Origin of the sequence: Nostoc sp. DedQUE02, assembly GCF_034531035.1 — a bacterium.
Taxonomy (GTDB): Bacteria; Cyanobacteriota; Cyanobacteriia; order Cyanobacteriales; family Nostocaceae; genus Nostoc.
This window is the reverse complement of sequence record NZ_JAVRBY020000064.1, coordinates 14,828-38,435: the sequence shown is the minus strand read 5'-3', so window position 1 is coordinate 38,435 and position 23,608 is coordinate 14,828. Positions and strand designations below refer to the sequence as shown.

Genomic DNA, 23,608 nt, shown 5'->3' with positions numbered 1-23,608 from the left:
AACTTGAACGGTTTCAACTTCAACCAATCAATCATTGATTCTGAAGGTCGTGTAATCAGCACTTGGGCTGATGTAATTAACCGCGCTAACCTGGGTATGGAAGTAATGCACGAGCGTAATGCTCACAACTTCCCTCTAGATTTGGCTGCTGGCGATTCTGCTCCTGTAGCTCTTACCGCTCCTGCTATCAACGGTTAATCATAATTTGATATACGTTCCTCACACTGATTTGTAAGTAAAAGACGCTCTCCCGAAAGGGGGGGCGTTTTTGCATTGGGTTAATTGCTACGTTGAGTATGGCACTGGACTTTTTTTGAAGTGCAAAATGAATTAGAACTACACCGCTATAGTTGAGAATTTAGGCAATAATTATCAAAAAGTAAATTTTACGGGTAATAATTGCTAGCAGCGCAGATAATTGCCTCAAAGCTCAACTATAAGGAAAAGCCAACAATGATTTTACACCGTGGACATAGAGTAGTAGCCGCTTTGTTGCTGTCGGTGGTACTACTGACAACAGCCTGTAGTCCAAAAACACCTGGACGTTTTGACCAAGCGCAAAAAGAAAGCACTCAACAAAAAAAGGGTCTTGCGGTAGCTAAAACTGCAACTCAGGGTAGCCAATTTAATAAATTTTTCCCTAATGCAGGTGATGGCTACCAGCGCGTCTATACCCAAGAGAAAAAAGGCTTTGCGGAAGCGAAATTGAAAAAAGGTGGTAAAGAAGTCGCGTTACTGTCTATTTCTGATACTACCAGTACACCTGATGCAGCAGCAAAGTTCTCGAAGAGTACCAAAAAAATTGGCGGTTATCCCGCAGTGGAAGTTGGTAAAACGCAAACTGCAATTTTAGTAGGTAAATACCAAGTAAAAGCACTTTCCCGCGATTCATCATTTAAAGCTAGCGATCGCGCAGATTGGCTAGAGAAGTTTAATCTTAATGGTCTAGCTAACCTGAAATGAGCCACATTGCTGACATTAAAGATAATAAACCCTAAATAAGGAGATTTTTGTGAGTAAATCGATTGTTGATTTGGTTGATCAATTGCCAACTGGTGGCTTAACTGTTTCTCTGTTAAAGTCCCTTGATTTTGTTGCTCCTGGTGAGTGGCAAAATACCGTCGGCTTTGTCAACACTATTAAGAGTGTCACTGGTGAAGACGACGAAGATTTAATTCAGCAAATTGGCGAAAGGGCGATTTATCTATTCAATGACAAATCCCAAGGATATCAAACAGCCTTGTGGTTATATCAAACCGTTGATGCTACAGATAGAGCTCTTGGTGCAGCAGCTTTGGCTAACAAAGTTGGTGAAAAAATTCCTTTGTTGGGTTTTTTAAACTCTGTCACTCCCAAACCTGATAAAGCCCAAACCATCGATCTGACATTAAAATTAGTGGCTGAGTTGGTAGCCTTCTGTCAAATTAACGGCATTCCCGGAGACAGTATTGGAGATTTTGTCGCCTCTTTAGGAGAGTATAGTGGTGAGTCACTGATCCGCATGGTGGCGTTAGTTTGCGTTGATGGTTTGATACCGTTGGGGCCAGATTTTATTAGCAAAGCTATATCTGGGCTTAATCAAACAAATCCACAGGAGTTAGAACAAAACTCGACTTTCCAAAACATCAAAGATGTGATTCCAGGAAACAATTCTGGCAGTAAACTCAACTTTATCGGCGAAAGCTTTGACTCAGTTAAAGGTTGGATGAGTGGGTTAGTCTCCGCCAATAATTTAACGCCACAAAAGGTTGTCCATCATTTACAAAGTTTTGCCGATATTGCCGATGACAAGTTAGATTACCTAGCCGCGTTCCTGGATGTATCAACAAATTATTATGAACACACTGGCACGCAAACTTTAGCGCATCGCTTGATTGAACGGGCGGTAGCTGAGATTTAAGTTGATTGGGGAGTGGTAGGGGAATAGGTTATATCATGTGCCGCACACGCCAGATGCTCCACTTAATCCCCTACCCTCTCGAAGCTATCGTGTACACACAAGTCGAGTTTTTTCTTAAATCCCAAACATTACCTACTTAATCGCACTGATGGTTAGGGTGGGGTAAAACTAAAGCTAAAACATTAGTAAATCAGGTTTGGGGTAAGGTTTTGAGAATTTATGCAATAAATATATTGAATTCGGGTGATCGTTTATTGAATTCGGGCGATCATTTATTGAATTCGGGTAGTCGTTTATTGAATTCGGGTAGTCGTTTATTGAATTCGGGTAGTCGTTTATTGAATTCGGGCGATCGTTTATTGAATTCAACCAGTGGTTAGGGTGGGGGTAAAACCCAGATTCAAAGAACAACGTAGAGACTTGTGTGTACACCGTAGCCTCTCGAAGAGGGGAGACAAAATATAGCTTTGGCGGGGTGGGGCTTTTCGGGTTTATTAAGCAATCAAGCGGACATGATATTACATATTACAGGGAATCTGTAACCTGTAACCCTTACCCTAACCAAATCTTTATTCGGGTAAACGCAAATCTGCGGCGATCGCATATAAGTAAGGTTGAAAAATAGCTAAATTTTCCAGTTTCTCAAACTTACCTGTTTGTGTACCTGTATCAAATGCGGTGGTAATTACGTAAAGTTTACTGCCATCAAAGGCAACATGACCGATATGTTGCTCTTGTACTCCATCTTGTTGATTGAGTTCAGCGAACCCATAGCGGATTCCCTGAAGCTTACCAACGGGTACTGGTTGCGGTGGATAGGATGAGAAAATAATCTGTTTTCCATATTTACTCTGACGATCTTTCGCAAACGCAGCGTAGTGATCTGTGACCCAAGCCTTGAGTGCTGGTAATACCTGGGTTTGGTATTTGGAACTTTTGTAGTCCACTTGAGAACCTGTTGGAATACCCGCCGCTACGAGTTTCTTTCGGAAATCCTCATTGTTTGCTAATGGGTAAACGTTAATCTCAACTGTACCCAAACGTTTCCCTTTGGAGGAGATACACAATAAGGGTGCATTTCCCTCACAAGCAGCAACTTGCCAGTTAGCTGGAGCAGCAGTATTTCCTAAGATTTTCTGCCAAATATTTCCCTCATTAGGGTTGGGAAGTTTGCCAACTGCAAGAGGTTTTACCACTTTAGGTGGAGAAAATTGGGGGAGAACAAATTTTGCTCCTAGCGGTATTAACACCAGAAAAATAGAACCTAGTAATAAATGATAAAGTCGTAACATTTTCTTGAAAATCCAGAGCCAGGGATTGCAGACTAACGATATCTACAATACTTTATGGGTATAGAGGAAGAATACATTTATATTGCTGTAAGTTCCGTAAATGGAACTCAACAAACTATAACGCTTCTTTGTGGAATCAGGTAAAAGGTAGGAGCGCACAACTGTCATTGGTGTCAAATTTAAAGTGAGAGCTTGCCTCCCAATTTATTGAGGGCTGGAGAAATGAAAAACTGTAGGCCCTAGACAACCTGTCTGTACCCCGTAGCCTTAAAGGAGGAAGCTTTGAGGTTTATTCCCCAACACTAGCAGCGAAGGGATAGTCTGTATGGTCTGTGTTGAACTCAACCCGGAAGCGCTATCTATAGCAGTGACAAAGGTTGAAGAGGAGGTTACAGGTTAAGAGCCGATACAACAAAAGAAAACCTCTTTCTTGTCTTTTGCTTGTTCAACCAAAAGTAATTCTGGGAAACCTTAATTTGTGAGAGTGAGAGGCTTTTGCCAGAAGGAACTAGAATTAGGAAACACCTAGCTGGGTTCTTCTGACTTTTGAAATTAGGAGTGCATGTGTGCCCAAATCCCCTAAATATTTGCTGATTGGATCAACCGAGACTTACAGCGGTAAATCTGCAACTGTTCTGGGTTTGTCTCATCAGCTACAGCAAAAAGGTCTGGATATTAGCTACGGTAAACCGCTTGGTACGTGTTTTAATTCGTCTAGTGGAACCGTCATTGAAGAAGATGTCCAGTTCATCGCTCTTAGCCTCAATTTGCCGGAAAACCGCGTTGCACCTACAATGCTGGCTTTGGATGAACCAAATGTGCAAAAGCGCTTGCGGGGGGAAGACAAAACCAATTATCAGCAGTCCCTAATACAGCAATATTTGCATAAATCTCAAGGAGATTTAGTATTACTGGAGGGGCCTGGCGATTTGTCCGAAGGCAATTTGTTTGACTTGTCTTTGCTGCAAATGGCTGAAGTATTAGATGCTGGTGTGCTGTTAGTAGCCCGCTATAAATCGTTACTTTCGGTTGAAGGGCTATTGGCTGCAAAACAGCGTGTCGGCGATCGCTTGATTGGAGTTGTGATCAATGATATCCCTGTCACCCAACTAGAAGCGGTTGACACTCTCTTGCGCCCATTTTTGGAACAGCAGGGGATTCCGGTGCTAGCAATGCTGCCAAATAGCGATTTGCTTCGCAGTGTGAGTGTTGGCGAACTAGTCAAGCAGTTAAAGGCCGATGTTCTCTGTCGTAACGATCGCATGGATTTGTTGGTAGAAAGTCTGGCAATTGGAGCGATGAATGTCAACTCCGCCGTGAAATATTTCCGCAAACGCCGGAATATGGCAGTGGTGACAGGAGGCGATCGCGTGGAAATTCAGCAAGCGGCTTTAGAAACTTCTACCCAATGTTTAATTCTCACCGGGCAACTACCACCCCCACCGTTCATTCTCAGTCGCGCTGAAGAACTAGAAATCCCCATTTTGTCTGTTGACTTAGATACTCTCACTACTGTGGGAATTGTTGACCGCACTTTTGGTCAAGTCCGTGTCCACGAGCCGATTAAGGTTCAGTATATTCGCCAGTTGATGTCCCAGCATTTTGACATTGACCGCTTGTTATCCAAACTAGATTTAACTCCGGCAGCAGCATTGTCTTAGATTCATCAACTCAAACTTATTAAGAGCATCAATGCTCAGTTATCAGTTAGAAGGCTGTATTCCTGGTGAGGGTACAGCTGGAACGCCGTCACCTCCCAGGCGACGGCGTGCTGTTTCCTTCCGCCCAATAGCTGGGACATGCTTAGTTGCAGCAGCTAATCCAAAGACAGGCATATTTCCATAAACTGCTTCATATCTTCCCGGTTCTATCAAATAAGTTTCGTGCCAAATGCCAACACTGCCATCAGCGCCAATGGCTTGATTAAACCTTTGCCAAGCTTTTAGATGTGCATCGGCTGGATTTCTGGCAAAACGCTCCAAATCCTCGAACGATCGCCAATATTGAATCAGCCCTACCCCTCGCCAGTAAACAAAAGTTTCTCCCCCTAAAAATCCTTTTTCAGGATTCTGATTAAGGCTTTGTAGCATGGGTGACATTGCCCTAGCCGTGGGAATCCATTTGGAAAAAGCGAATAATTTATTAATTCGCATCCCAATCAGAAAGACAACAAAGGGTTCATCAATCTCGGCTGTAAATCGTCCTGGTATTACTTGAGCCATCTCTCATTCCTTGTTATTTAAGTTAATATGCAACTAATTGCATATTAACATCATTATGCAATTAGTTGCATAAGTCAAGTAGTGAATTAAAAATTATGGCATTAGCGCACGCAATCTTAGCGGCTCTGGTTGACGCACCCTGTAGTGGGTATGATTTAGCAAAAAGATTCGATGGTTCTGTAGGCTTTTTCTGGTCAGCAAGTCACCAACAGATTTATCGGGAGTTGTCGAAGCTAGAAGATCAAGGCTGGATCAGTTCTGAGTCAATTCTTCAAGCAGGACGACCAGATAAAAGGCTCTACAGCGTCACAGACTTGGGAGAACAGCACCTCAAAGAGTGGATTGGTCAACCTTGTGAACCCACACCGATTAAAGATGATTTACTGGTAAAAATTTTTGCTGGTCATATTGTTCCTAACCAAATTATCTGGGCAGAGCTAGAACATCACCAAAAAGCCCATCAAAAAAAATTGTCTACATACAAGGAATTAAAACAGCGTTACTTTCAGAAACCGCAAGAACTGCCAGAATCGGGCAAATTTCAGTACTTGACTCTCTTAAATGGCATTAGTTACGAAACACATTGGCTAGCTTGGTGTAACCAAGTAATGGAGTTACTGAACCAAACAATCGAAAAATAGTCGCAATGTCTAACTTAAGTTTTCTTCGCATCTACACGCTGTTTGGTAAAATATCTGGGTCGTTTAGTCTGATTATCTCCATCTTTGAGCCAATCAACAGACCTTATTAACCTCGATACATTAGCGCAAGAACTGGCGACAATCCAGCAAACGGGTTCTAAAAGAATTGCTTTGCTGGGTTCTCGTCATGTGCCGATTACGCATCAGAATCTTATTGAAATGATGACTTATGCCCTAGTTTTATCGGGTAATCGAATCATTACTTCTGGTGCTACAGGTACAAATTCCGCGGCCATCAAGGGAGCAACGCGGGCTGATGCAAATTTGTTGACGGTGATTCTACCCCAAAGCCTGGAACGCCAGCCTTTAGAATCGCGCCAGCAACTAGAACAGGTAATGCATCTAGTCGAAAATCCCAGTAATGATAATCTGTCTCTGGCGGAAGCTAGTTACTTGTGCAACAAGGAAATTGTTTCTCGTTGCCAGCAACTAATCTGCTTTGCGTTTCACGACAGCCGCACCCTGTTACAAACTTGTCAGGATGCAGAAGAACAAAGAAAAGTGGTCACGCTTTTCTACTTTGATTAGTCATTTGTCATTTGTCTTTTGTCATTTGTCATTTGTATTTGACTAATGACTGATGACTGATGACTGATGAATAATAACCAACGACTAATAAGTAATGATAATTTTTTTGTACTCGATCGCTGCTACCGCCGTTCTCATTTACGTGCCATTTTTGCTAGTAGCTTATGCCCGTGCGCGTATTGGGTATGAAATGTTTTCTACTCCTCGCGCCATGTTTGATAAATTGCCACCTTATGCCCAACGGGCTACTTGGGCACATCAGAACACCTTTGAAGCCTTTATGATATTTGCCGCAGCTGCATTGATGGCTTATGTAACTGGTGTAAATTCTTTTACAGCCCAAGTAGCTGCGATCGCCTTTGTGGTGGCCCGTTTCCTATACTCGATTTTTTATATTTTGAATATACCCCTTTTGCGATCGCTCATGTTTGCCATTGGTATCCTTGGCTGTGCCAGTCTCTTTTTCTTGAGCATCATCCAAGCTACTAGTAGTTAATTGGGGTATGGGAAGTGGAGACTGGGAATTGGGGACTGGGAAAAGTTTTGCCAATATCCAGATATCCAACACCCAATCCAAAATCGTTCGACTGAGCGACTTGCCTTGACTTGTGCCGAGCGAAGTCGAGGTAGCGGAGCCGAAAGGAGCCGAAGTCCAAAATCTAAAATCCAAAATGTTTTATGGCTTCTACTTTTTCCTTTGACATTGTGAGCGACTTTGACCGACAAGAGTTAGTTAACGCTGTCGATCAAGTTATACGAGACATCAAAGGTCGTTACGACCTCAAAGACACTGAAACTACTGTCGAGTTAGTTGAAGAAAGCATTAACGTTAGTACGGACAGCGAGTTTACCTTAGATTCTGTACACACCATTCTGCGAGAAAAAGCCGCCAAGCGTAACCTCTCCCAAAAAATCTTTGATTTTGGCAAGGTTGAATCAGCCAGTGGTAATCGCGTGCGTCAAGAAATAAAACTCAAAAAAGGCATCAGTCAAGAAATTGCCAAACAAATTTCCAAATTGATTCGGGACGAATTCAAAAAGGTACAAGCTTCAATTCAAGGTGATGCTGTGCGGGTTTCTGCCAAATCTAAAGATGACTTGCAAGTTGTCATGCAGCGTCTAAAACAAGAAGACTACCCAGTTGCTTTGCAATTTACAAATTATCGTTAAAAAACTCGTAATTCGTAGTTAATTAATTCAATTACGAATTACGAATTATTTTAAGTCCGTCCGCCAATACTTCTTTGAAATGCCGGACGCTCAGATAATTGCTTCATATAGTTCAAAACTGCTGGATAAGCGCTGAGGTCTAGCTTTAGTATCATAGGAATGTAATTCAAAATAGACCCTACTGCTACATCAGCAACAGTGAAATCATTGCCAAGTAAAAAAGGTTGCTTGCTGAAAATTTCATTTAAGGGAGTCAATAAGCGGGGCATTTCCCGCTCCCGATTTTCTTCTCCAAAAATTCCTGGCCCAAGGGTAGCATTGGCAAACAACACCCATTGAAAAAATAGAGCATTTTCCTCTGGTGAAAGTGGAGTTTTACTGTGCTTATCGGCAAGATATAGCAAAATTGCCCCAGATTCCCAAAGCTGAAAATCCCCATCAACAATTGCTGGGACTTTACCAAATGGGTTGATTGCTAAATAAGCAGGCTGGAGGTGTTCACCCGCCTGCATATCAAGCTTAACGAATTCGTAGGGAATTCCTAATTCCTCTAAATACCAGTGGACAATTGACGCTCGACTACGAGCGCCACCGTAAAGTTTTAGCATAATTACTTAAAGCACTTTGTGAGTGTGAGAATGCTGTTTAACGTTGTCTTCTTTGGTGACAACTCTGGCGGCATTTAAAACCCGTTTCCGCTCAATTGAATATTTAAATTCAGTGTAGTTTGTACCCAAGGGAATCAGAGATTTTGCAGATTCACGACGCTTGTAGGTACGAGCTGCTGCAAATGCCCGTGGCACGAATTCTTCTCCAAACTGAGCCGACTCTGGAAATCCCTCTGGTAGCAGTGGTGAATCGCCATCCAGCACAGATCCCAAAGTTGTGGCATGAGCCAGCTTATAGGAGGTAGGAATGCCCTTTAACAGCGCTTCCAAAGCCGCAGAGGGAATCGGTTCTATAACTTCGATTTGATAAACTTCTCCATCTTCTTTGACGAAGCAGGTTGCCAAGCCGATAACAATGTAATCATCGGTTGCTAAATCAGGGGCATTGGGATAGGAAATTGCGGTTGTCATCGGAAAATTTCTCAAAACTTAAAAATTGAATTTAGGGATTGGGGCATTGAGCACTTGTACTGAGTTTCGACTACGCTCAACTACCGCGAAGCCGTTGGCGTAGTCACTGAATCTCGACTCACAACGACTGCGCTCAGTGCAAGTCGCTCGATTTCCGCGTAGTCGTTCGCGGAGCGTCTCGTAGAGAAGTGCAGCCTCTCCAAGAGTTGTATTGGGCATTGGGGAGGCAGTGACGGGTACGCAGGGGTCTCCCCAAGTGGAGGAGGCAGTGCGGTCTTGGGGTCTCCCCAAGTGGAGCAACTGCCGTCAACTGCCGTCATTGGGCATTGGGGATTATTATTTCCCTTGTCTCTCATCTCCCTCATCTCCCTTGTCAGCAGTCCCCGTATCCTCTTCCTCATCTCTAAAATGAACGGCTTGTTGGCATTCTACCAAGTTGTCGCTCTCACTACTTGACTAGTCTTTGAGATTAACGTCTGCTATTTCTGGAATTCACCTTCAAAATCAAGTATCCATGATTAGGTTTAAGGAGCAATTGTTTATTTAGAGCGGAGATTTCGACTGGTGCGAGTAGTTAAATTCAGTCTCAAGATGGCTTTAAAGTAATCATAAGTACCTTGAGACTAAACATAGTGGTAAAATCACTAGCGCTAAAAAACTAGACTTTTCTTTAACAAAGTTAAGGATTTCAAGCAGGGAAAGATGAATACTCACTCATTTTTAGCTGATGATGACCATCAAAGCAACCAATATAAATATGTTCTAAATACTACAAACAAACTTCAAGAGCGAAGGACAAGCGATCGCAGCAAATGTACTTTCAGGGATAGCGACTTACGCTCTTTTGCTTTGAAGTTGGCTCAACAAGGAAATTATACTGAAGCGATCGCACTTTTAAGCCAATTAATCTACCGTCATCCCCATAATGCCGTTGATTACAACAATCGAGGGTTAATTTATTTCCAAAGTGGCGAAAGGCAAAAAGCGCTTTCCGACTATAACACCGCCCTTAAACTTAATCCCTATTTGGCTAGTGCTTATAATAACCGGGCAAATTACTATGCGGCTTGTGGAGAATTAGCAGTAGCACTTGCCGACTACGATCGAGCGATTGATTTGAAACCTCACCATGTCCGGGCGTGGATTAACCGAGGCATTACCTGGCGTGATTTAGGGCAATATCAGGAGGCAATTGATAATTTTGACGTAGCACTGCTTTTTGGTCAGTTAGAAGGTTATATCTGGGCTGAACGCGGCAGGACTTACCATCTTTGGGGCGACTGGAATTGTGCGATCGCTGATTATCGTCGTGCCCTTACTCAACTGTCCTCTCTCGACAACAGTCAGGATATTAGTCGTTGTCGTTTGCGTTTACAACTCGAAAATCGGCTCAACGAGTTGCTATCTGAATCAGCGTCCTAATTGGTAGATTAGTCCTTCTGGAGGATTCAAAATTCTAAATAATTAATAATATTTTGAATTAGAGTTTAGTGACGCTGTATTGCTAATGACTAATAGATAATAAACATATAGCTATTCAAAAATTAGCTATTAACCATTATTTATTAGCAATAATATAAATTTACACCCGGTTTATACATAGCCAGAATCACAACAAGCCTAAATAATCCCAAATTTGTCTTAGGGTGATGGCTCTGTTTGTTCATCTTCTCGGCGATCCTGATTCATAAACACTACCCGACGCTGACTGGGATCAAATCGGTATCCCTGTTGTTGTCTAATGCTTTTAGCTTGTTGAGGATCGAAGTTCCGGCTAAATTCTGCCTGCAAAGTATTCACATGTCCTTCCATCAGCTTGACTTCAGTAGTTATTTCTTGCAACTTTGCTTGCTGTAACCAATGATAAGGCAAAAGTTGTGCTAAAGCAGATGCTGCAACGGCTGAAATCACAAGATTAACTGCGATTTTGGCAGTACTTTCCAGTGCCATCACCTGGTAAGAACGTTGACGAAGATGCCGTTTTGGTCGAGAAATGACCCGGCGCTTTTGTATAGGTTGTAACGGTGGTCTGGAGGGTTGAATCGCGTTCATGATGCTAAAAGATAACCTCGCTTAGTGAAGGGAAGCACTGTAAAAGCTCTCTGGCGCTAATTACTGCTGATTTAGCTGTCATATTACTTCATTTTTTTGAAATAGCTACAAGTGTTGCACCAGTTAAAAAATAACCTGGCTTACGTAAGTGCAAGTTTTCTAGCTACTTATGGCATAAAGCCATAAGAGTCTGGAAATTGCACCCCGTACTGCCAGGATTATTAGCTTTTTAACTGTGTCACATCGGAGCCTTATTTGTAAAGTTCTGTGGCTAACCGCCAAGCTAGAACTCCTGGGATCAAGGCCACAACTAGAGCGATGTAGACTTGAGTATCTGAGATGGAAGATATCTGAGCGATGTACAGAGTATCTAAGATAGGCATGGCTGAAAACCTCCTAACCTGAATAGATTTTGAACAGTTCGTTTACTACTTTTCCTTGTTTTGCCAAGATTGGGGAATATGTTGTTACAAGATGCAACAAAAGCAGTTATTAATCAGTACTCCTTATTAAAAAAATTCATAAAACTATGGATTTGTATTTGGGTATAGACTTTGGAACCTCTGGCGCACGCGGTATGGTGGTTGATGAAGAAGCTAGCATCCAGGTTGAGGTGCGATATCCCTTCCAAGACTCACCAGCCGCCGTTACGCCCAAAATTTGGCAGGAGGCTTTGTTTATGATGGTGGAACAAATACCTAACCAATTGCAGCGAGAAATTAAAGCGATCGCAATTAATGGTACTTCTTCTACAGTCTTGCTAGTCGATGCTGCTGGCAATCCAACAGATGCACCATTGCTATATAACGATGCGCGGGGATCATCTGTCCTAGAGGATTTGAGGAGTATCGCGCCCCCCAATCATACCGTGCTGAGTGCCACCTCCAGCCTAGCCAAACTTTTATGGATGAGGCAATTACCGTCTTTTAGTGAAGCTAGATATTTCCTGCATCAAGCAGATTGGCTGGCGTTTCTTCTACATGGACAGTTGGGGATTAGCGATTACCATAATGCTTTAAAGCTAGGTTATGACGTGGAAGAGTTGAAATACCCAGAATGGCTAGAAAAACTACAAATACCGATTCAGCTACCCAAAGTTTTAACCCCTAGTACTCCCATTGCCGAATTGCGTCCTAAAATTGCCGATAAGTTCGGTTTCCGCCGTGATTGTCTGGTGTGTGCAGGTACAACTGATAGTATTGCAGCTTTTCTCGCTAGTGGGGCAAAATTACCTGGTGAAGCCGTGACTTCCCTTGGTTCAACATTGGTACTAAAGTTGTTAAGTCGTACCCGGCAAGAAGATGCCAGATATGGAATTTACAGCCATAGGTTGGGTGATTTGTGGCTGACTGGTGGTGCTTCTAATACTGGAGGTGCTGTACTCAAGCAATTTTTCACGAATGCTGAGTTAGAAAGCCTTAGCCGGGAGATTGATGCTTCAATTGCCAGCGAGTTAGATTATTATCCGTTATTGAAGGTAGGCGATCGCTTTCCGATTAATGATCCGAATCTACCGCCACGTTTGTCACCACGCCCAGATAACCCAGTGGAATTTTTGCATGGGTTGTTAGAAAGTATTGCCCGTATAGAAGCGCGAGGGTATGAATTATTACAGGAAATGGGTGCAGACAAATTGAGCCGTGTTTATACTGCTGGCGGTGGCGCGGCGAATGAAGCTTGGACTGCGATTAGGGCGCGTCATTTGCAGGTTCCTGTAGTAGCGTCAGTGTACACAGAAGCAGCTTATGGAACGGCGCTGTTGGCTATGGGAGGCGGAATTAAGGGTGAACAAGAGTAATTGTGTAACAATCTTTTCGTAGGTATTTCGTAAATCAGTATCTATCCCAGTGACAATCTACATATCTCGGCCGATACTGTGATTATTAGATACCGGACTATAGATTCCAGGTTCATGATCTGGGCAGCTATTCGGGGATGGGTGCTTCGCCACAAGCGAATGTCATCTGTCCCCTTTACTAATTGTCGGTGTGAGTTCTGAGGGAATTAGGAGAAAAAGGTTTTTTAAGAAGGTTTGACCTGCGCGATCGAGATTATCATCTAGGGAAAAGGTGAGGCTGCGGACTCGGATTTGATCGCTTTTAACACCTAGTGGCTGTGTCAAGTCTTTGGGGTATATCAAAAAGGCTTGCTTGCATTTTGTTGTGTTGGCGTAGCTGATCATTTGATGAATATCTGTATATCCTGCCAGTTCTGGGGCTTTATACTTTGTATCCAAAACTGCTATTGTTTTGCCAGTAGCAGCATCATACAGTAATATATAGGAATTCTATTTGATTTTGAAAAAGACTACGAGATATACGTAAAAGTATATCTGTCTAACAGCGAACAATGATAAAGCAGCATCTACAAGACGCGATATCTTCGGTGAGCTTTGCTAACGGACAACTACAAGAATTTATCGATCTTCGTCCAGAAGCCCTTGAGATAAGGAAAGCGTTGGCAGTCAAACTAGTTTATCTAGGCTAGTCCTAAATAAAATTTTTACTAAAATCCAATAAATTTGATATCAAATGTAATCCATAGAATAATTAATGAGAATAATCCCATTATGAAACTAATCCAAAACATTGGCTCATGAGTATTTCCAGTAGCAATAAATTTAATAAGTTCAGGTATAAATACACTTAAATCTGCTCCGAAAAGCAATGTAAAAACCCAAAAAAAGATCCGCATTTTCTTGTCACGCTTGATGTCTTTAGATTCAAAATTTTGCAACCGTTTATGAATTTGCTTTGGTTCTGATACTTTAGCTCGTTTAAGATAACTTTCTATTTGTCTTAATGTTCGTTTTTCACTTCTAATTAGTGCGTCTTCAATCATCATTTGAGTTTTTTGTTCAAATTTTTGACCACTAATACGAAGTGCTACTTTTTCTATTTCTCTATCGCGAAACCATAAAGATAAGCCACCGACGTTTCCACTATCAGATTTGTATATACTGCTTGAGAGCTTCTGGTAATCAACATCTGGTTCTGAAGATACTCTTTCAAAAACTAGTTGTGCCATACTTAGATATGGATATATTCTGATTGGTATAGAATTATGATTAACTAACTGCATCGGCATATGACCTTTATATCCAGGATTTATAAAATCACCAGTACAATGTATTGAAATCCCTAGTCTGGCAAAACTACTTCTTCCTTTCAAATTCGCAGAAATAAAAATTGGTAACTCTATCCACTCAAAAGTTTCAGTTATAATTAGTTCGCCGGGTTTTATTTCTAAATATTCTCCATTTAATAAATGTATTTGTTCATAAATTAATTTAGGATTATCTTTAAAATATCTAGCTTTTTCTATATCTAATATATCTAAATACTCAAGCCTTTCAGAATTTTTAAATTTCCAAAAATTATCGGAGATACGAATATCGACAGAAGAAGGTCTGATTTGCTCATTAGCATTGAACTCAAGTTCACTTCTACCAACTATTTTAAGGCTTCCTTCTTCTAAAAATCTTCTGATGTCTGTGCTAGATAAGCGCATAAGTTAACTTAAATTACAAAGATTTCACAAAATTTCTGCTGAGTTTTTATATAGTTATAGCAATATATAGGCGAAACTGCTTAGTATAAGTAGCCCTTGAAAGGGAGCGATCACAGCTTTTAGATACTGATTTATCATTGTTTCCTGTCAGACAGATATATCCCTCCGTATTATCTCGTAACCTTTTTCAGAAACAAAATATGATTCCTATATAAGAGGATGTTTTAAAAGCCGCGAAAGGTATAATTTTGCTGTTCTGCACTGAGTTAAGTGCAACGAAAAATTAAGGTTTTAGCCATCTACTAAGATGCTTCGCTGTGCTAACTATGAGAGCAAAAGACCCTTTTAAAACATCCTCTAAATAGCCTAACTTCTACTTTGTGAGATTTATTAACTTAAGATATCTTTCATCAATGCAACAATCATAATAAATTAATTAAAGCTAATAAACCAGCACCTTAAGCAAGCTCATACCTCGGAAAAATCATGTTACTTCAGGAGATTTATTAACAAAATACACAGTAAATCTCTCATGCATCTTGCATCTACAGCGTCACACGCTTCCCTTTGTGACTACTTCTAAAACTAAGTCATAACTATCGCAACAAACTTTGCATTAGGAATATTAAGCGATCGCCGCCAAATTGTGGGTTGAAAATAACCGGATGCTGCGGCGCTAAAGTGTAGAACCTAATGACAGCAAGCGGAACACGGAGACAAAAAAGTGCAAATCACTAAGCACAATGTTGAGTTAAGAGTAGATGGCAGCTTAATGCGTGTTTATGTAGCGGCTCCCAAAGCAGCAGGAAAATACCCTGGTATTGTCTTCTACAGTGATATTTATCAGTTAGGCGATCCAATGATTCGTTTAGCGAACTACTTAGCAGGATACGGCTATGTAGTAGCAGCCCCAGAAATTTTTCATCGAATAGAGCCTGTTGGTTTAGTAATTGAGCCAGACGATCTGGGAAGGATGCGAGGAAATGACGATGCGCGTCGAACCTCCGTAGCTGATTATGATGCCGATTGTCTTGCTGTGATTGAATTTCTGAAAACAGAGAGTGCGGTTTCTCCAAATCAAATAGGCACTTTCGGCTTTTGTATTGGTGGACATTTAGCTTTCCGCGCCGCATTTCAGAGCGAAATTCGGGCTTGTGTCTGTTGTTACCCTACTGGGATTCCTAGTGGCAAACTGGGGAAAGAGGTAGCCGATACAATCCAGAGGGTAAGTGAAATCAAAGGCGAGATGTTAATAGTATTTGGTACTCTTGACCCTCATATACCAGAGAGCGATCGCCAAACCATAATCAAAGCAATTGAAAATGCTAACATACCTCACCAAGTTTTCTTGTATGAAGCAGAACATACATTCATGCGCGACGACGGTTATCGTTATGATTCTAGTGCTAGCACCGCAGCTTGGTTTGAAATAATAGCTTTTTTGGGGCGCATATTCGCAGAATGAAAACTCCTATTATTGCTTTCTTCGCGTCAATTTTGAGTTGTCTGCAACGCTAACAAACCAGCACCATAAGCAGGTTCATACCTCGGAAATATTACCTTTACATTAGGAAACTTCTTAATAAGAGATGCTGCAAATCTCTCATGGATCTTGCATCTACCGCGCCAGACACTTCCCGTTGTCACTACTTCTAAAACTGAGTCAGTAGTAAAAATTGCATCAATTACTGTAGATGTAGCTTTTACTAACTCTTTTACAGCATCATCAATTATCATATTCGCTACTATATCACCTGACGCGGCTGCAAAATCTACAACTGGTGCTAAAGCTGCTATCTGTTTAACTCCCCATTCTCGGCGATATACTACTTCTATTAAATCTTCTATACTTTCCAAATCAAGATGCTGTTTGAAACCCTCTATCAAACTCGTTGATATTTCCCGTCCATCATAAGATTGTAATGCTGCGTTCATGCCTGCGATCGCAATTTTATAAGCGCTACTTTCATCTCCTAAAATATACCCCCAGCCGCCGACTCGCTTAGTCTCTCCTTCATGATTTCGTCCGAAAACTATCGAACCAGTACCTGCTGCAACCACAATTCCTACAGGCTGACCAATTCCACCAACTAAAGCAATTAAAGCATCGTTACAAATTACAATATTCGCTGGCTGTAACGCCCAATTAATAGGCAATTTGTTATTCTCTAACTCTTTAACTAAACCTTTCACTACTTCGATATCTGCTGCACGACTTACACCCGCTAAACCCAAACATATCGCGTCAATCTTTAGAGTATTTGTAATTATTGCTGCCTCAACCGCATTGTGAATTGCAGATTGAATAGATTGTAGAGTGGCTTCGATACCTATACTCTGATAGTTAGATGGGCCTGCTTCACCACGGCCTAGCACCTGACGCAAATCATCCATCAAGACACAAATAGTCTTGCTACCGCCACCATCTATTCCCAAAACATAACTCATAAGTTGTAGTAAAATTACTTATTTTGACGTTTTGGTTCTTCTTTTAAAGGTATAAAAAATAGAGCAATCATTCCAGGAATGGTCAGCAAACAAATCAAGACAAAAAATAATGGATAGCCAAGTGCTTTTTGCAGATAACCACTAACTAATCCGGGTAACATCATTCCTAAAGCCATAATGCCAGTAGATATGGCAAAATGAGAAGTTTTATATTCGCCTTGGCAAATATACATTAAATAAACACTAAAAGCTGTAAATCCAAAACCATAGCCAAATTGCTCTAAGGAAACCAAGGGATACACTAATGTTAGTGAAGGCTTCGTGTAAGCCATATACACATAAAAAATATCAGGTAAATTCAATGCTAAAGCCATAGGGAATAAGCATTTTTTTAATCCATATCTAGAAATTAGCAAGCCTCCTAAAATTCCTCCACAGATTAGGGATATTACCCCAAATGTTCCGTAGACTAATCCGACATCTGATGTTGATAGCCCTAAACCACCTACTTTTGGTTTGTCCAATAAAAATAAAGAGGCTATCTTCACAAGCATTGCTTCGCCAAGTCTGTAGAGCAAGATAAATGCTAAAATATTTATAATTTTATCTTGAGCAAAATATGAGCTAATGATTGACCAAAAAGGTATATTTTCTCTAGCTTCTATTTGTCGCTGATTATCTGATTCAGGTAAAGGTAAAATTAGGCGATGGAAAATAAACAGGATTGCTAAAATTAAAGCAGAGAAACCGATAGTTATAGTCCAGCTTAAAGGAATGTTGTTCAGAGACACTTCAAGCTGACCTGCTAAGACTACTAATATTCCAGAGCCAAAAATGACAGCCATTCTATAAAACAGTGAGCGAATGCCAACAAATAAAGCTTGTTGTTCTGGAGATAAAGCCAACAGATAAAAGCCATCTGCGGCAATGTCATAAGTTGCAGAAATAAATGCTCCTATTGTTAATGTTACAAGGGAGATGAAAAAGAAATTTGGCAGTTGCAAGGAGAAGGCTATCAAACCCAAACAAGCGAACATCGCAAATTGGGTATAAAGTATCCATTGACGTTTAGTAGAATAAATATCGACAATTGGGCCCCAAAACATTTTGATGACCCAAGGTAGATAGAGAAAACTTGTCCACAAGGCAATTTGAGTATTATCTATTCCGAGCTTTTTGTAAAAGATTACGGAAACTGTATTGATGATGATATAAGGTATGCCAGAGGCAAAGTAGAGAGTGGGTATGTATGTCCAGGGCGAAGGGGTGGTAGTTTGAGGTTTCATATTTGCCTCTAATTATCGGTGTTATTAAAATTAGCATCCAATAGGACACCAATAGGATAAGTTATCTGTAATTTCCCCTTCAGAAAGGCGGATTCCTACACCTCCAGATATAAATTTGTCATTACCATTGTTATATAGCCATGCTCCCCAAACTTGAGTCATTGACTTGCCATCAATTTCTAATTTAGGAAATTCTAATAACTCTTGATAGACATAATTCTGTTGTGTATACCAAGGGTCATTATTATTACTACGCACAGAGATATTTCCCGAATTAACTGCAAATCCTCCTTCACCTTCTCTTCCTAAAATTGGTTTGGCAAAGTATGAATTACCTATTGCTGTTGCACTCAGTGATGTTTTCGGAAAATATTCCCAAACTGTTCCAGCATCTTTGTTAGAAAAAAAGTCATATCCCAAATCTGTAATTAGGGCAAATATACTTTTTGGTTGCAGTGCAAAGGCAGAACCAAAGTTCACAATCACAATTTTATTCTCAAAAATTAATTGCTCTAGAGCCGGCCATAATCTTTCACCTTTTTCATCAGTATCATGGATTAGCCATTCCACTGGATACCACATAAAAAGTATATCTATTGGTTTTTTTGTTCTCTGGTCAAATAGATACTCTCCATCTTTGATGCCAAGATATTCTAAGGGTAAAATGGCACTTTTGGACTCCAAGTAATTTCTTAGCCATCGCATAGTACCTAAATCTTCGGCATTATTTAAAGCTGTAAATGCTACGCGACAGTCTGTAATTGGTTTACCCAAATTTAATGCGGCTCTATTTACATGCTGATTAAGTGTTATTTTTAATATTTTTTGAGCATTTAAATCTGGTTCTTGCAATCCAAAGTGTCTGGCGACTTTATTATTGCCATCCGTACACTCAAACCAAAAACTAGGAGTTTGGGGATTAGTTTCTACTACCTTTTTTATCCCTTTTTCTTGATTCCAGCACCAGTCAAGACGCATACAAAATGGTGCGAGAAAGTCATATTTAACTAACTTAATGGTAGCTTCCGGAAATCCATAGTAAAGTAGTGTATCCTCATCAAGAGTGCGGATAATCTCCCACGCTTGGGTTAAAACACTACCGACTAATTCCGACGCTTGCTGGATTTCTTGGATCGTCTGCGGTAAAACTTGATGGCAATAATAAAGAGCATAAGGTGTTTCTTGGTCAGTTAGAGGTATACCTGTTCCTTCTTCAATAGGAGCAAAGTTATACCAACCCATTTTCATTGACTGAAATAGACGCTTTCGTTGAGGACTGTTGAAAATATTCATAACTCTCTTATCCACCCGCATGACCACCGCGACCGAAACTACCAAAACCACTACGGCCCTTGGCAGAACCTCTGGAAGTCCCAACCTCCGATGAATTACCAAAACCGGATCTTCTAATGCTACTTCCACTAGAGTAACCACTCGATCTACCGCTACTATTAGATGAGGGAGAACAGTTATTAGCTTGTTCATTTGGCGACGTTGTGGAGTTGCAATCTGACTGTCTTGCTTCTGGGGTTGTCGCACAAGAAGCAAGTAGCGATACAGTCATAACGAATACTATGAGTTGAAATAAACCTGGTTTCAATTTCATGAGTCTTTCTGGATGAATATACAGATATCAGCTACGGAATTTATGCAAGATAACTACAAGGGTTAAAAATAGATTTCGCATTTCCAGATAGATTTTTTAAGGGTACATCCACGATTTAGAGAATTACTAAACAAACCCTCTCCAACCCTGTGGCAAAATTTATTAGAGTCCTTCCATAGTTAGTTTTCCCAGCATGACCGCAACTATTCCCAATCTCCCCAGTCTCTACGACCCCTTTTCCACTGAAGCCAAGTGGCAAAAATTCTGGGAAGACAACCAAGTTTACAAAGCTGACCCCAACAAAGGCGGCGAACCCTACTGCATCGTCATTCCACCGCCGAATGTCACCGGCAGTTTGCACATGGGTCACGCTTTTGAAAGTTCCTTGATTGATACCCTCGTGCGCTACCACCGGATGCAGGGACGTAATACCCTGTGGCTACCCGGAACTGACCACGCCAGCATCGCGGTGCATACTATGCTGGAAAAGCAACTCAAAACAGAGGGTAAGACTCGCTACGAATTGGGGCGTGAAAAATTTTTAGAACGCGCTTGGCAATGGAAAGCGGAGTCTGAGGGAACGATTCTGAATCAGCTACGACGCTTGGGTGTTTCGGTGGACTGGTCGCGGGAAAGGTTTACCCTGGATGAGGGTTTATCTAAGGCTGTTGTCGAGGCATTTACTCGCCTTTACGAGGAAGGCTTAATTTATCGTGGTGAATATTTAGTTAATTGGTGTCCAGCTTCCCAATCGGCTGTGTCTGACGTGGAAGTAGAAAATCAAGAGGTGAATGGAAATCTCTGGCACTTCCGTTATCCTCTCACCGATGGTTCTGGTTTTGTAGAGGTGGCGACAACTCGACCAGAAACGATGCTGGGTGATACAGCAGTAGCAGTTAATCCCAATGACGATCGCTACAAACATCTTATTGGCAAAACTTTAACTCTGCCCATTCTACAACGAGAAATTCCGATTATTGGGGATGAATACGTTGACCCCACTTTCGGCACGGGTTGCGTAAAGATAACTCCCGCCCATGACCCGAACGATTTTGAGATGGGTAAGCGTCACAATCTGCCGTTCATCAACATTATGAATAAAGACGGCACTCTCAACGCCAATGCTGGGGAGTTTCAAGGACAAGACCGCTTTGTTGCTAGAAAAAATGTGGTTTCTCGCCTAGAAGCAGATGGCTTTTTGGTGAAGATCGAAGATTATAAGCATACCGTTCCCTACAGCGATCGCGGTAAAGTACCTATTGAACCCCTCCTCTCGACTCAGTGGTTCGTCAAAATTCGCCCCCTAGCTGACAATACTCTCGAATTCCTCGACCAGCAAACTTCTCCAGAGTTTGTCCCCCAACGCTGGACTAAAGTTTATCGTGATTGGCTAGTAAAACTCACTGATTGGTGTATTTCTCGTCAATTATGGTGGGGACACCAAATTCCGGCTTGGTACGCTGTCAGTGAAACGGATGGACAAATTACCGATAACACGCCGTTTGTAGTAGCAAAATCGGAAACCGAAGCCTGGGAAAAAGCTAAATCACAATTTGGCGAAAATGTCAAGTTAGAACAAGACCCAGATGTGCTAGATACCTGGTTTTCTTCTGGACTCTGGCCATTTTCGACTTTGGGCTGGCCGGAACAAACTCAGGATTTAGCAACTTATTACCCGACTACTACTTTGGTGACAGGCTTTGACATCATCTTTTTCTGGGTAGCCAGAATGACAATGATGGCTGGGCATTTTACGCAGCAAATGCCTTTCCAAACAGTTTACATCCACGGCTTGGTGCTGGATGAAAAAGGTCAGAAGATGTCAAAGACCAAAGGTAATGGTATTGACCCTCTGTTATTAATTGACAAATATGGTACTGATGCCCTGCGGTATACCTTAATTAGAGAAGTGGCTGGTGCTGGTCAAGATATCCGCTTAGAATACGATCGCAAAAAGGATGAATCGGCTTCTGTAGAGGCATCGCGCAACTTTGCAAACAAGTTGTGGAATGCAGCCCGGTTTGTAATGATGAATTTGGATGGACAGACACCGCAACAATTGGGGAATCCAGTTGCCACAGAATTGAGCGATCGCTGGATTATCTCGCGGTATCATCAAGTTGTTAAACAAACCACTAATTACATCGATAATTACGGTTTAGGGGAAGCAGCAAAAGGACTCTACGAGTTTATTTGGGGCGATTTCTGCGATCAGTATATTGAACTAGTGAAATCCAGATTGCAAGCAGATGCCAATCCAGTATCGCGGCGGGTAGCACAGCAAACCCTCGGCTACATACTAGAAGGGATTATGAAACTGCTTCATCCCTTCATGCCTCATATTACCGAAGAAATTTGGCAAACTCTCACCCAACAATCAGCAGATTCTCCGCAAACTTTACCATTACAAATCTATCCGCAGGTAGATGCAAACCTAATTGATTCAGCTTTAGAAGAACAGTTTGAATTACTGATTGCTACTATCCGCACAATTCGGAATTTGCGGGCTGAGGCGGATATTAAGCCAGGGGTAAAAGTGACAGCGAATTTGCAAACTGAAAGCGAGAAGGAGCGGGAAATTCTCACTGCTGGACAGTCTTATATTAAAGATTTGGCGAAGGTTGAGACTTTAACTATTACCGACAAGCAAGAAAACCAAACTGTTGCTGCGAAAAAACCTCAAAGAGGTTTGAAGACAATTGGCTTAATTATCGTGGCCATTGTCTTTGGTAGAGTGGCTTTAGCTGCGGGGAATGCCATTGATGATATTCCCATCATCGGAACTTTCTTTGAACTAGTTGGTTTTGCTTACACAGCGTGGTTTGTTAGCCAAAATTTATTAACTGCTCAAGCTAGACAAAAGTTATGGAGACAGTTTTTTCCGCAGAAAGAATTAGAACAACCACAAGAAACAGAAAATGCGATGCCTGACGGCAAGCCGCAAAGCGTCTACGCAGGTGTAATTGGTACAATACAGGTGCTAATTCCTCTAAGCGGTGTGGTAGATATTGAAGTTGTCCGTGCCAAGCTAGAAAAAAGCTTGAGTAAAGCTGAAGCAGAAGTTCAATCCTTGAGTACCAGATTAAACAATCCTAGTTTCGTAGATAAAGCTAGGCCCGACGTGGTACAGGGGGCGCGTGACGCCTTAGCAGAAGCACAGAAGCAAGCAGAAATTTTGCGCGGTCGCCTCCAGGGGTTATCGTAGGCATAGTCTGCGTGGCTTAGGATAACTGTAATGGGTAATGGAAGTGTTAATAATTCCCAATTACCCATTACCAATTAACAAGATCCAAATATCCATTCTGGCACTTATTTTTTTATTAAATTTTTTTTGAATTTTGAATTTTGAATTTTGAATTGGAGCGAAGCGACCCTCATGCTATATCTAGCCCAGGTGCGTAAAAACGATTTTTTAGACCAGCACCAGTTACGCTTATTGGCGCGTCAAGAAGCTGATAACTTGTGGGCGATAATTCCCGAAGAAGCTTTCATTCTACTGGGAAAGGGAAAGATCATGAGTGAGAACTTGCTTGTTCTAGTAGAACTTTCCCCTACAGGCGACATTGAAAGACTAGAAGACGCCACCAACTGGGTACTCCACCTGGTACAAAACTACCTCACCATCGGCATTACCCCGGAATTTTTGCAGCATGAAGCCGAACGAGCAGAACATTGGCGACAATCCCTGACATTACAGAACCAAGACTTAGCGCGGCGTTCCTTAGAGTTGGAAGCTAGACGCGAACAAATTCAAGCCTTAGAAGAAAGCCTCAAACGCGAGAAAAATGGTTATCCCCAAGAAGAAAGTTAAAAA

General features: G+C 41.5%; 25 protein-coding genes and 1 pseudogene. 14 read left to right on the top strand and 12 right to left on the bottom strand.

Annotated features, from left to right (window positions below; all coding sequences use genetic code 11):
• From RMX98_RS30250 to RMX98_RS30240, 3 genes and pseudogenes are all read left to right on the top strand, one after another.
• A pseudogene (locus RMX98_RS30250) lies at positions 1-198 on the top strand (photosystem II q(b) protein); the annotation flags it as partial.
• Between the two features lie 255 nt (positions 199-453).
• Positions 454-963 (top strand): hypothetical protein, encoded by a 510-nt coding sequence (locus RMX98_RS30245; RefSeq protein ID WP_322679991.1) that lies wholly within the window; start codon positions 454-456, stop codon positions 961-963.
• 49 nt (positions 964-1,012) lie between these two features.
• Positions 1,013-1,900: a hypothetical protein gene (locus tag RMX98_RS30240; RefSeq protein WP_322679992.1), complete on the top strand. Its 888-nt coding sequence runs from the start codon at positions 1,013-1,015 to the stop codon at positions 1,898-1,900.
• Positions 1,901-2,469: 569 nt separating this feature from the next.
• Here RMX98_RS30240 and RMX98_RS30235 read toward each other — a convergent pair.
• Positions 2,470-3,192, bottom strand: coding sequence for a hypothetical protein (locus tag RMX98_RS30235; RefSeq protein WP_322679993.1), 723 nt, complete (start codon positions 3,190-3,192; stop codon positions 2,470-2,472).
• 566 nt (positions 3,193-3,758) lie between these two features.
• Between RMX98_RS30235 and RMX98_RS30230 the strand changes: the two genes are divergently transcribed.
• Positions 3,759-4,853: a phosphotransacetylase family protein gene (locus RMX98_RS30230; protein ID WP_322679994.1), complete on the top strand. Its 1,095-nt coding sequence runs from the start codon at positions 3,759-3,761 to the stop codon at positions 4,851-4,853.
• Between the two features lie 42 nt (positions 4,854-4,895).
• On the opposite strand, the gene RMX98_RS30225 is transcribed toward RMX98_RS30230, so the two are convergent.
• On the bottom strand, positions 4,896-5,414 hold the full coding sequence (locus RMX98_RS30225) for a DUF4188 domain-containing protein (protein WP_322679995.1): 519 nt from the start codon (positions 5,412-5,414) through the stop codon (positions 4,896-4,898).
• Positions 5,415-5,509: 95 nt separating this feature from the next.
• Between RMX98_RS30225 and RMX98_RS30220 the strand changes: the two genes are divergently transcribed.
• The 4 genes from RMX98_RS30220 to RMX98_RS30205 all read left to right on the top strand — a co-directional run bounded on the left by RMX98_RS30220 (position 5,510) and on the right by RMX98_RS30205 (position 7,813).
• Positions 5,510-6,055 (top strand): PadR family transcriptional regulator, encoded by a 546-nt coding sequence (locus RMX98_RS30220; protein WP_322679996.1) that lies wholly within the window; start codon positions 5,510-5,512, stop codon positions 6,053-6,055.
• Between the two features lie 84 nt (positions 6,056-6,139).
• Entirely contained in the window at positions 6,140-6,643 is a 504-nt protein-coding gene (locus tag RMX98_RS30215; protein WP_041565591.1) for a hypothetical protein, read from the top strand.
• A 94-nt stretch (positions 6,644-6,737) separates the two neighbouring features.
• A complete protein-coding gene (locus RMX98_RS30210; RefSeq protein ID WP_322679997.1) occupies positions 6,738-7,139 on the top strand; it encodes an MAPEG family protein in 402 nt (133 codons plus the stop codon).
• Between the two features lie 182 nt (positions 7,140-7,321).
• The gene (locus RMX98_RS30205; protein WP_012411046.1) at positions 7,322-7,813 is read left to right on the top strand and encodes a YajQ family cyclic di-GMP-binding protein; all 492 of its coding nucleotides are present in this window, start codon (positions 7,322-7,324) and stop codon (positions 7,811-7,813) included.
• 50 nt (positions 7,814-7,863) lie between these two features.
• Here the strand turns inward: RMX98_RS30205 and RMX98_RS30200 are convergent, their stop codons facing one another.
• Together RMX98_RS30200 and RMX98_RS30195 are read right to left on the bottom strand one after the other, a co-directional pair.
• A complete protein-coding gene (locus RMX98_RS30200; RefSeq protein ID WP_322679998.1) occupies positions 7,864-8,421 on the bottom strand; it encodes a glutathione S-transferase family protein in 558 nt (185 codons plus the stop codon).
• Positions 8,422-8,427: 6 nt separating this feature from the next.
• Positions 8,428-8,892, bottom strand: coding sequence for a hypothetical protein (locus RMX98_RS30195; RefSeq protein WP_322679999.1), 465 nt, complete (start codon positions 8,890-8,892; stop codon positions 8,428-8,430).
• Positions 8,893-9,594: 702 nt separating this feature from the next.
• Between RMX98_RS30195 and RMX98_RS30190 the strand changes: the two genes are divergently transcribed.
• A complete protein-coding gene (locus tag RMX98_RS30190; protein ID WP_322680000.1) occupies positions 9,595-10,314 on the top strand; it encodes a tetratricopeptide repeat protein in 720 nt (239 codons plus the stop codon).
• A gap of 219 nt (positions 10,315-10,533) precedes the next feature.
• On the opposite strand, the gene RMX98_RS30185 is transcribed toward RMX98_RS30190, so the two are convergent.
• Together RMX98_RS30185 and psaM are read right to left on the bottom strand one after the other, a co-directional pair.
• Positions 10,534-10,944 (bottom strand): hypothetical protein, encoded by a 411-nt coding sequence (locus RMX98_RS30185; protein ID WP_322680001.1) that lies wholly within the window; start codon positions 10,942-10,944, stop codon positions 10,534-10,536.
• A gap of 251 nt (positions 10,945-11,195) precedes the next feature.
• Positions 11,196-11,285: a photosystem I reaction center subunit XII gene (gene psaM, locus RMX98_RS30180; protein WP_040630342.1), complete on the bottom strand. Its 90-nt coding sequence runs from the start codon at positions 11,283-11,285 to the stop codon at positions 11,196-11,198.
• Positions 11,286-11,473: 188 nt separating this feature from the next.
• Between psaM and RMX98_RS30175 the strand changes: the two genes are divergently transcribed.
• The gene (locus tag RMX98_RS30175) at positions 11,474-12,742 is read left to right on the top strand and encodes an FGGY-family carbohydrate kinase (protein ID WP_322680002.1); all 1,269 of its coding nucleotides are present in this window, start codon (positions 11,474-11,476) and stop codon (positions 12,740-12,742) included.
• A 162-nt stretch (positions 12,743-12,904) separates the two neighbouring features.
• Here the strand turns inward: RMX98_RS30175 and RMX98_RS30170 are convergent, their stop codons facing one another.
• Entirely contained in the window at positions 12,905-13,216 is a 312-nt protein-coding gene (locus RMX98_RS30170; RefSeq protein ID WP_409882016.1) for a 5-methylcytosine restriction system specificity protein McrC, read from the bottom strand.
• Positions 13,217-13,293: 77 nt separating this feature from the next.
• Between RMX98_RS30170 and RMX98_RS30165 the strand changes: the two genes are divergently transcribed.
• Positions 13,294-13,431, top strand: coding sequence for a hypothetical protein (locus RMX98_RS30165; RefSeq protein ID WP_322680003.1), 138 nt, complete (start codon positions 13,294-13,296; stop codon positions 13,429-13,431).
• 18 nt (positions 13,432-13,449) lie between these two features.
• Here the strand turns inward: RMX98_RS30165 and dcd are convergent, their stop codons facing one another.
• A complete protein-coding gene (gene dcd / locus RMX98_RS30160) occupies positions 13,450-14,454 on the bottom strand; it encodes a dCTP deaminase (RefSeq protein WP_322680004.1) in 1,005 nt (334 codons plus the stop codon).
• A 724-nt stretch (positions 14,455-15,178) separates the two neighbouring features.
• Here dcd and RMX98_RS30155 point away from each other — a divergent pair.
• The gene (locus RMX98_RS30155) at positions 15,179-15,919 is read left to right on the top strand and encodes a dienelactone hydrolase family protein (RefSeq protein ID WP_322680005.1); all 741 of its coding nucleotides are present in this window, start codon (positions 15,179-15,181) and stop codon (positions 15,917-15,919) included.
• Between the two features lie 26 nt (positions 15,920-15,945).
• Here the strand turns inward: RMX98_RS30155 and RMX98_RS30150 are convergent, their stop codons facing one another.
• From RMX98_RS30150 to RMX98_RS30135, 4 genes are read right to left on the bottom strand one after another with little or no spacing between them, the layout of a single operon-like run.
• The gene (locus tag RMX98_RS30150) at positions 15,946-16,902 is read right to left on the bottom strand and encodes an N-acetylglucosamine kinase (protein WP_322680006.1); all 957 of its coding nucleotides are present in this window, start codon (positions 16,900-16,902) and stop codon (positions 15,946-15,948) included.
• Positions 16,903-16,916: 14 nt separating this feature from the next.
• Positions 16,917-18,188, bottom strand: a complete 1,272-nt coding sequence (locus RMX98_RS30145; RefSeq protein ID WP_322680007.1) for an AmpG family muropeptide MFS transporter — start codon at positions 18,186-18,188, stop codon at positions 16,917-16,919.
• Positions 18,189-18,218: 30 nt separating this feature from the next.
• A complete protein-coding gene (locus tag RMX98_RS30140) occupies positions 18,219-19,481 on the bottom strand; it encodes a glutathionylspermidine synthase family protein (RefSeq protein WP_322680008.1) in 1,263 nt (420 codons plus the stop codon).
• A 7-nt stretch (positions 19,482-19,488) separates the two neighbouring features.
• Positions 19,489-19,794 carry a hypothetical protein gene (locus tag RMX98_RS30135; protein WP_322680009.1) on the bottom strand — a complete coding sequence of 102 codons (306 nt, stop codon included), beginning with the start codon at positions 19,792-19,794 and terminating at the stop codon, positions 19,489-19,491.
• A 193-nt stretch (positions 19,795-19,987) separates the two neighbouring features.
• Here RMX98_RS30135 and RMX98_RS30130 point away from each other — a divergent pair, with 193 nt between their 5' ends.
• Together RMX98_RS30130 and RMX98_RS30125 are read left to right on the top strand one after the other, a co-directional pair.
• Positions 19,988-22,999, top strand: coding sequence for a valine--tRNA ligase (locus tag RMX98_RS30130; RefSeq protein WP_322680010.1), 3,012 nt, complete (start codon positions 19,988-19,990; stop codon positions 22,997-22,999).
• 171 nt (positions 23,000-23,170) lie between these two features.
• Positions 23,171-23,605, top strand: coding sequence for a hypothetical protein (locus RMX98_RS30125; RefSeq protein WP_322680011.1), 435 nt, complete (start codon positions 23,171-23,173; stop codon positions 23,603-23,605).
• The last annotated feature ends 3 nt before the right edge of the window (positions 23,606-23,608 follow it).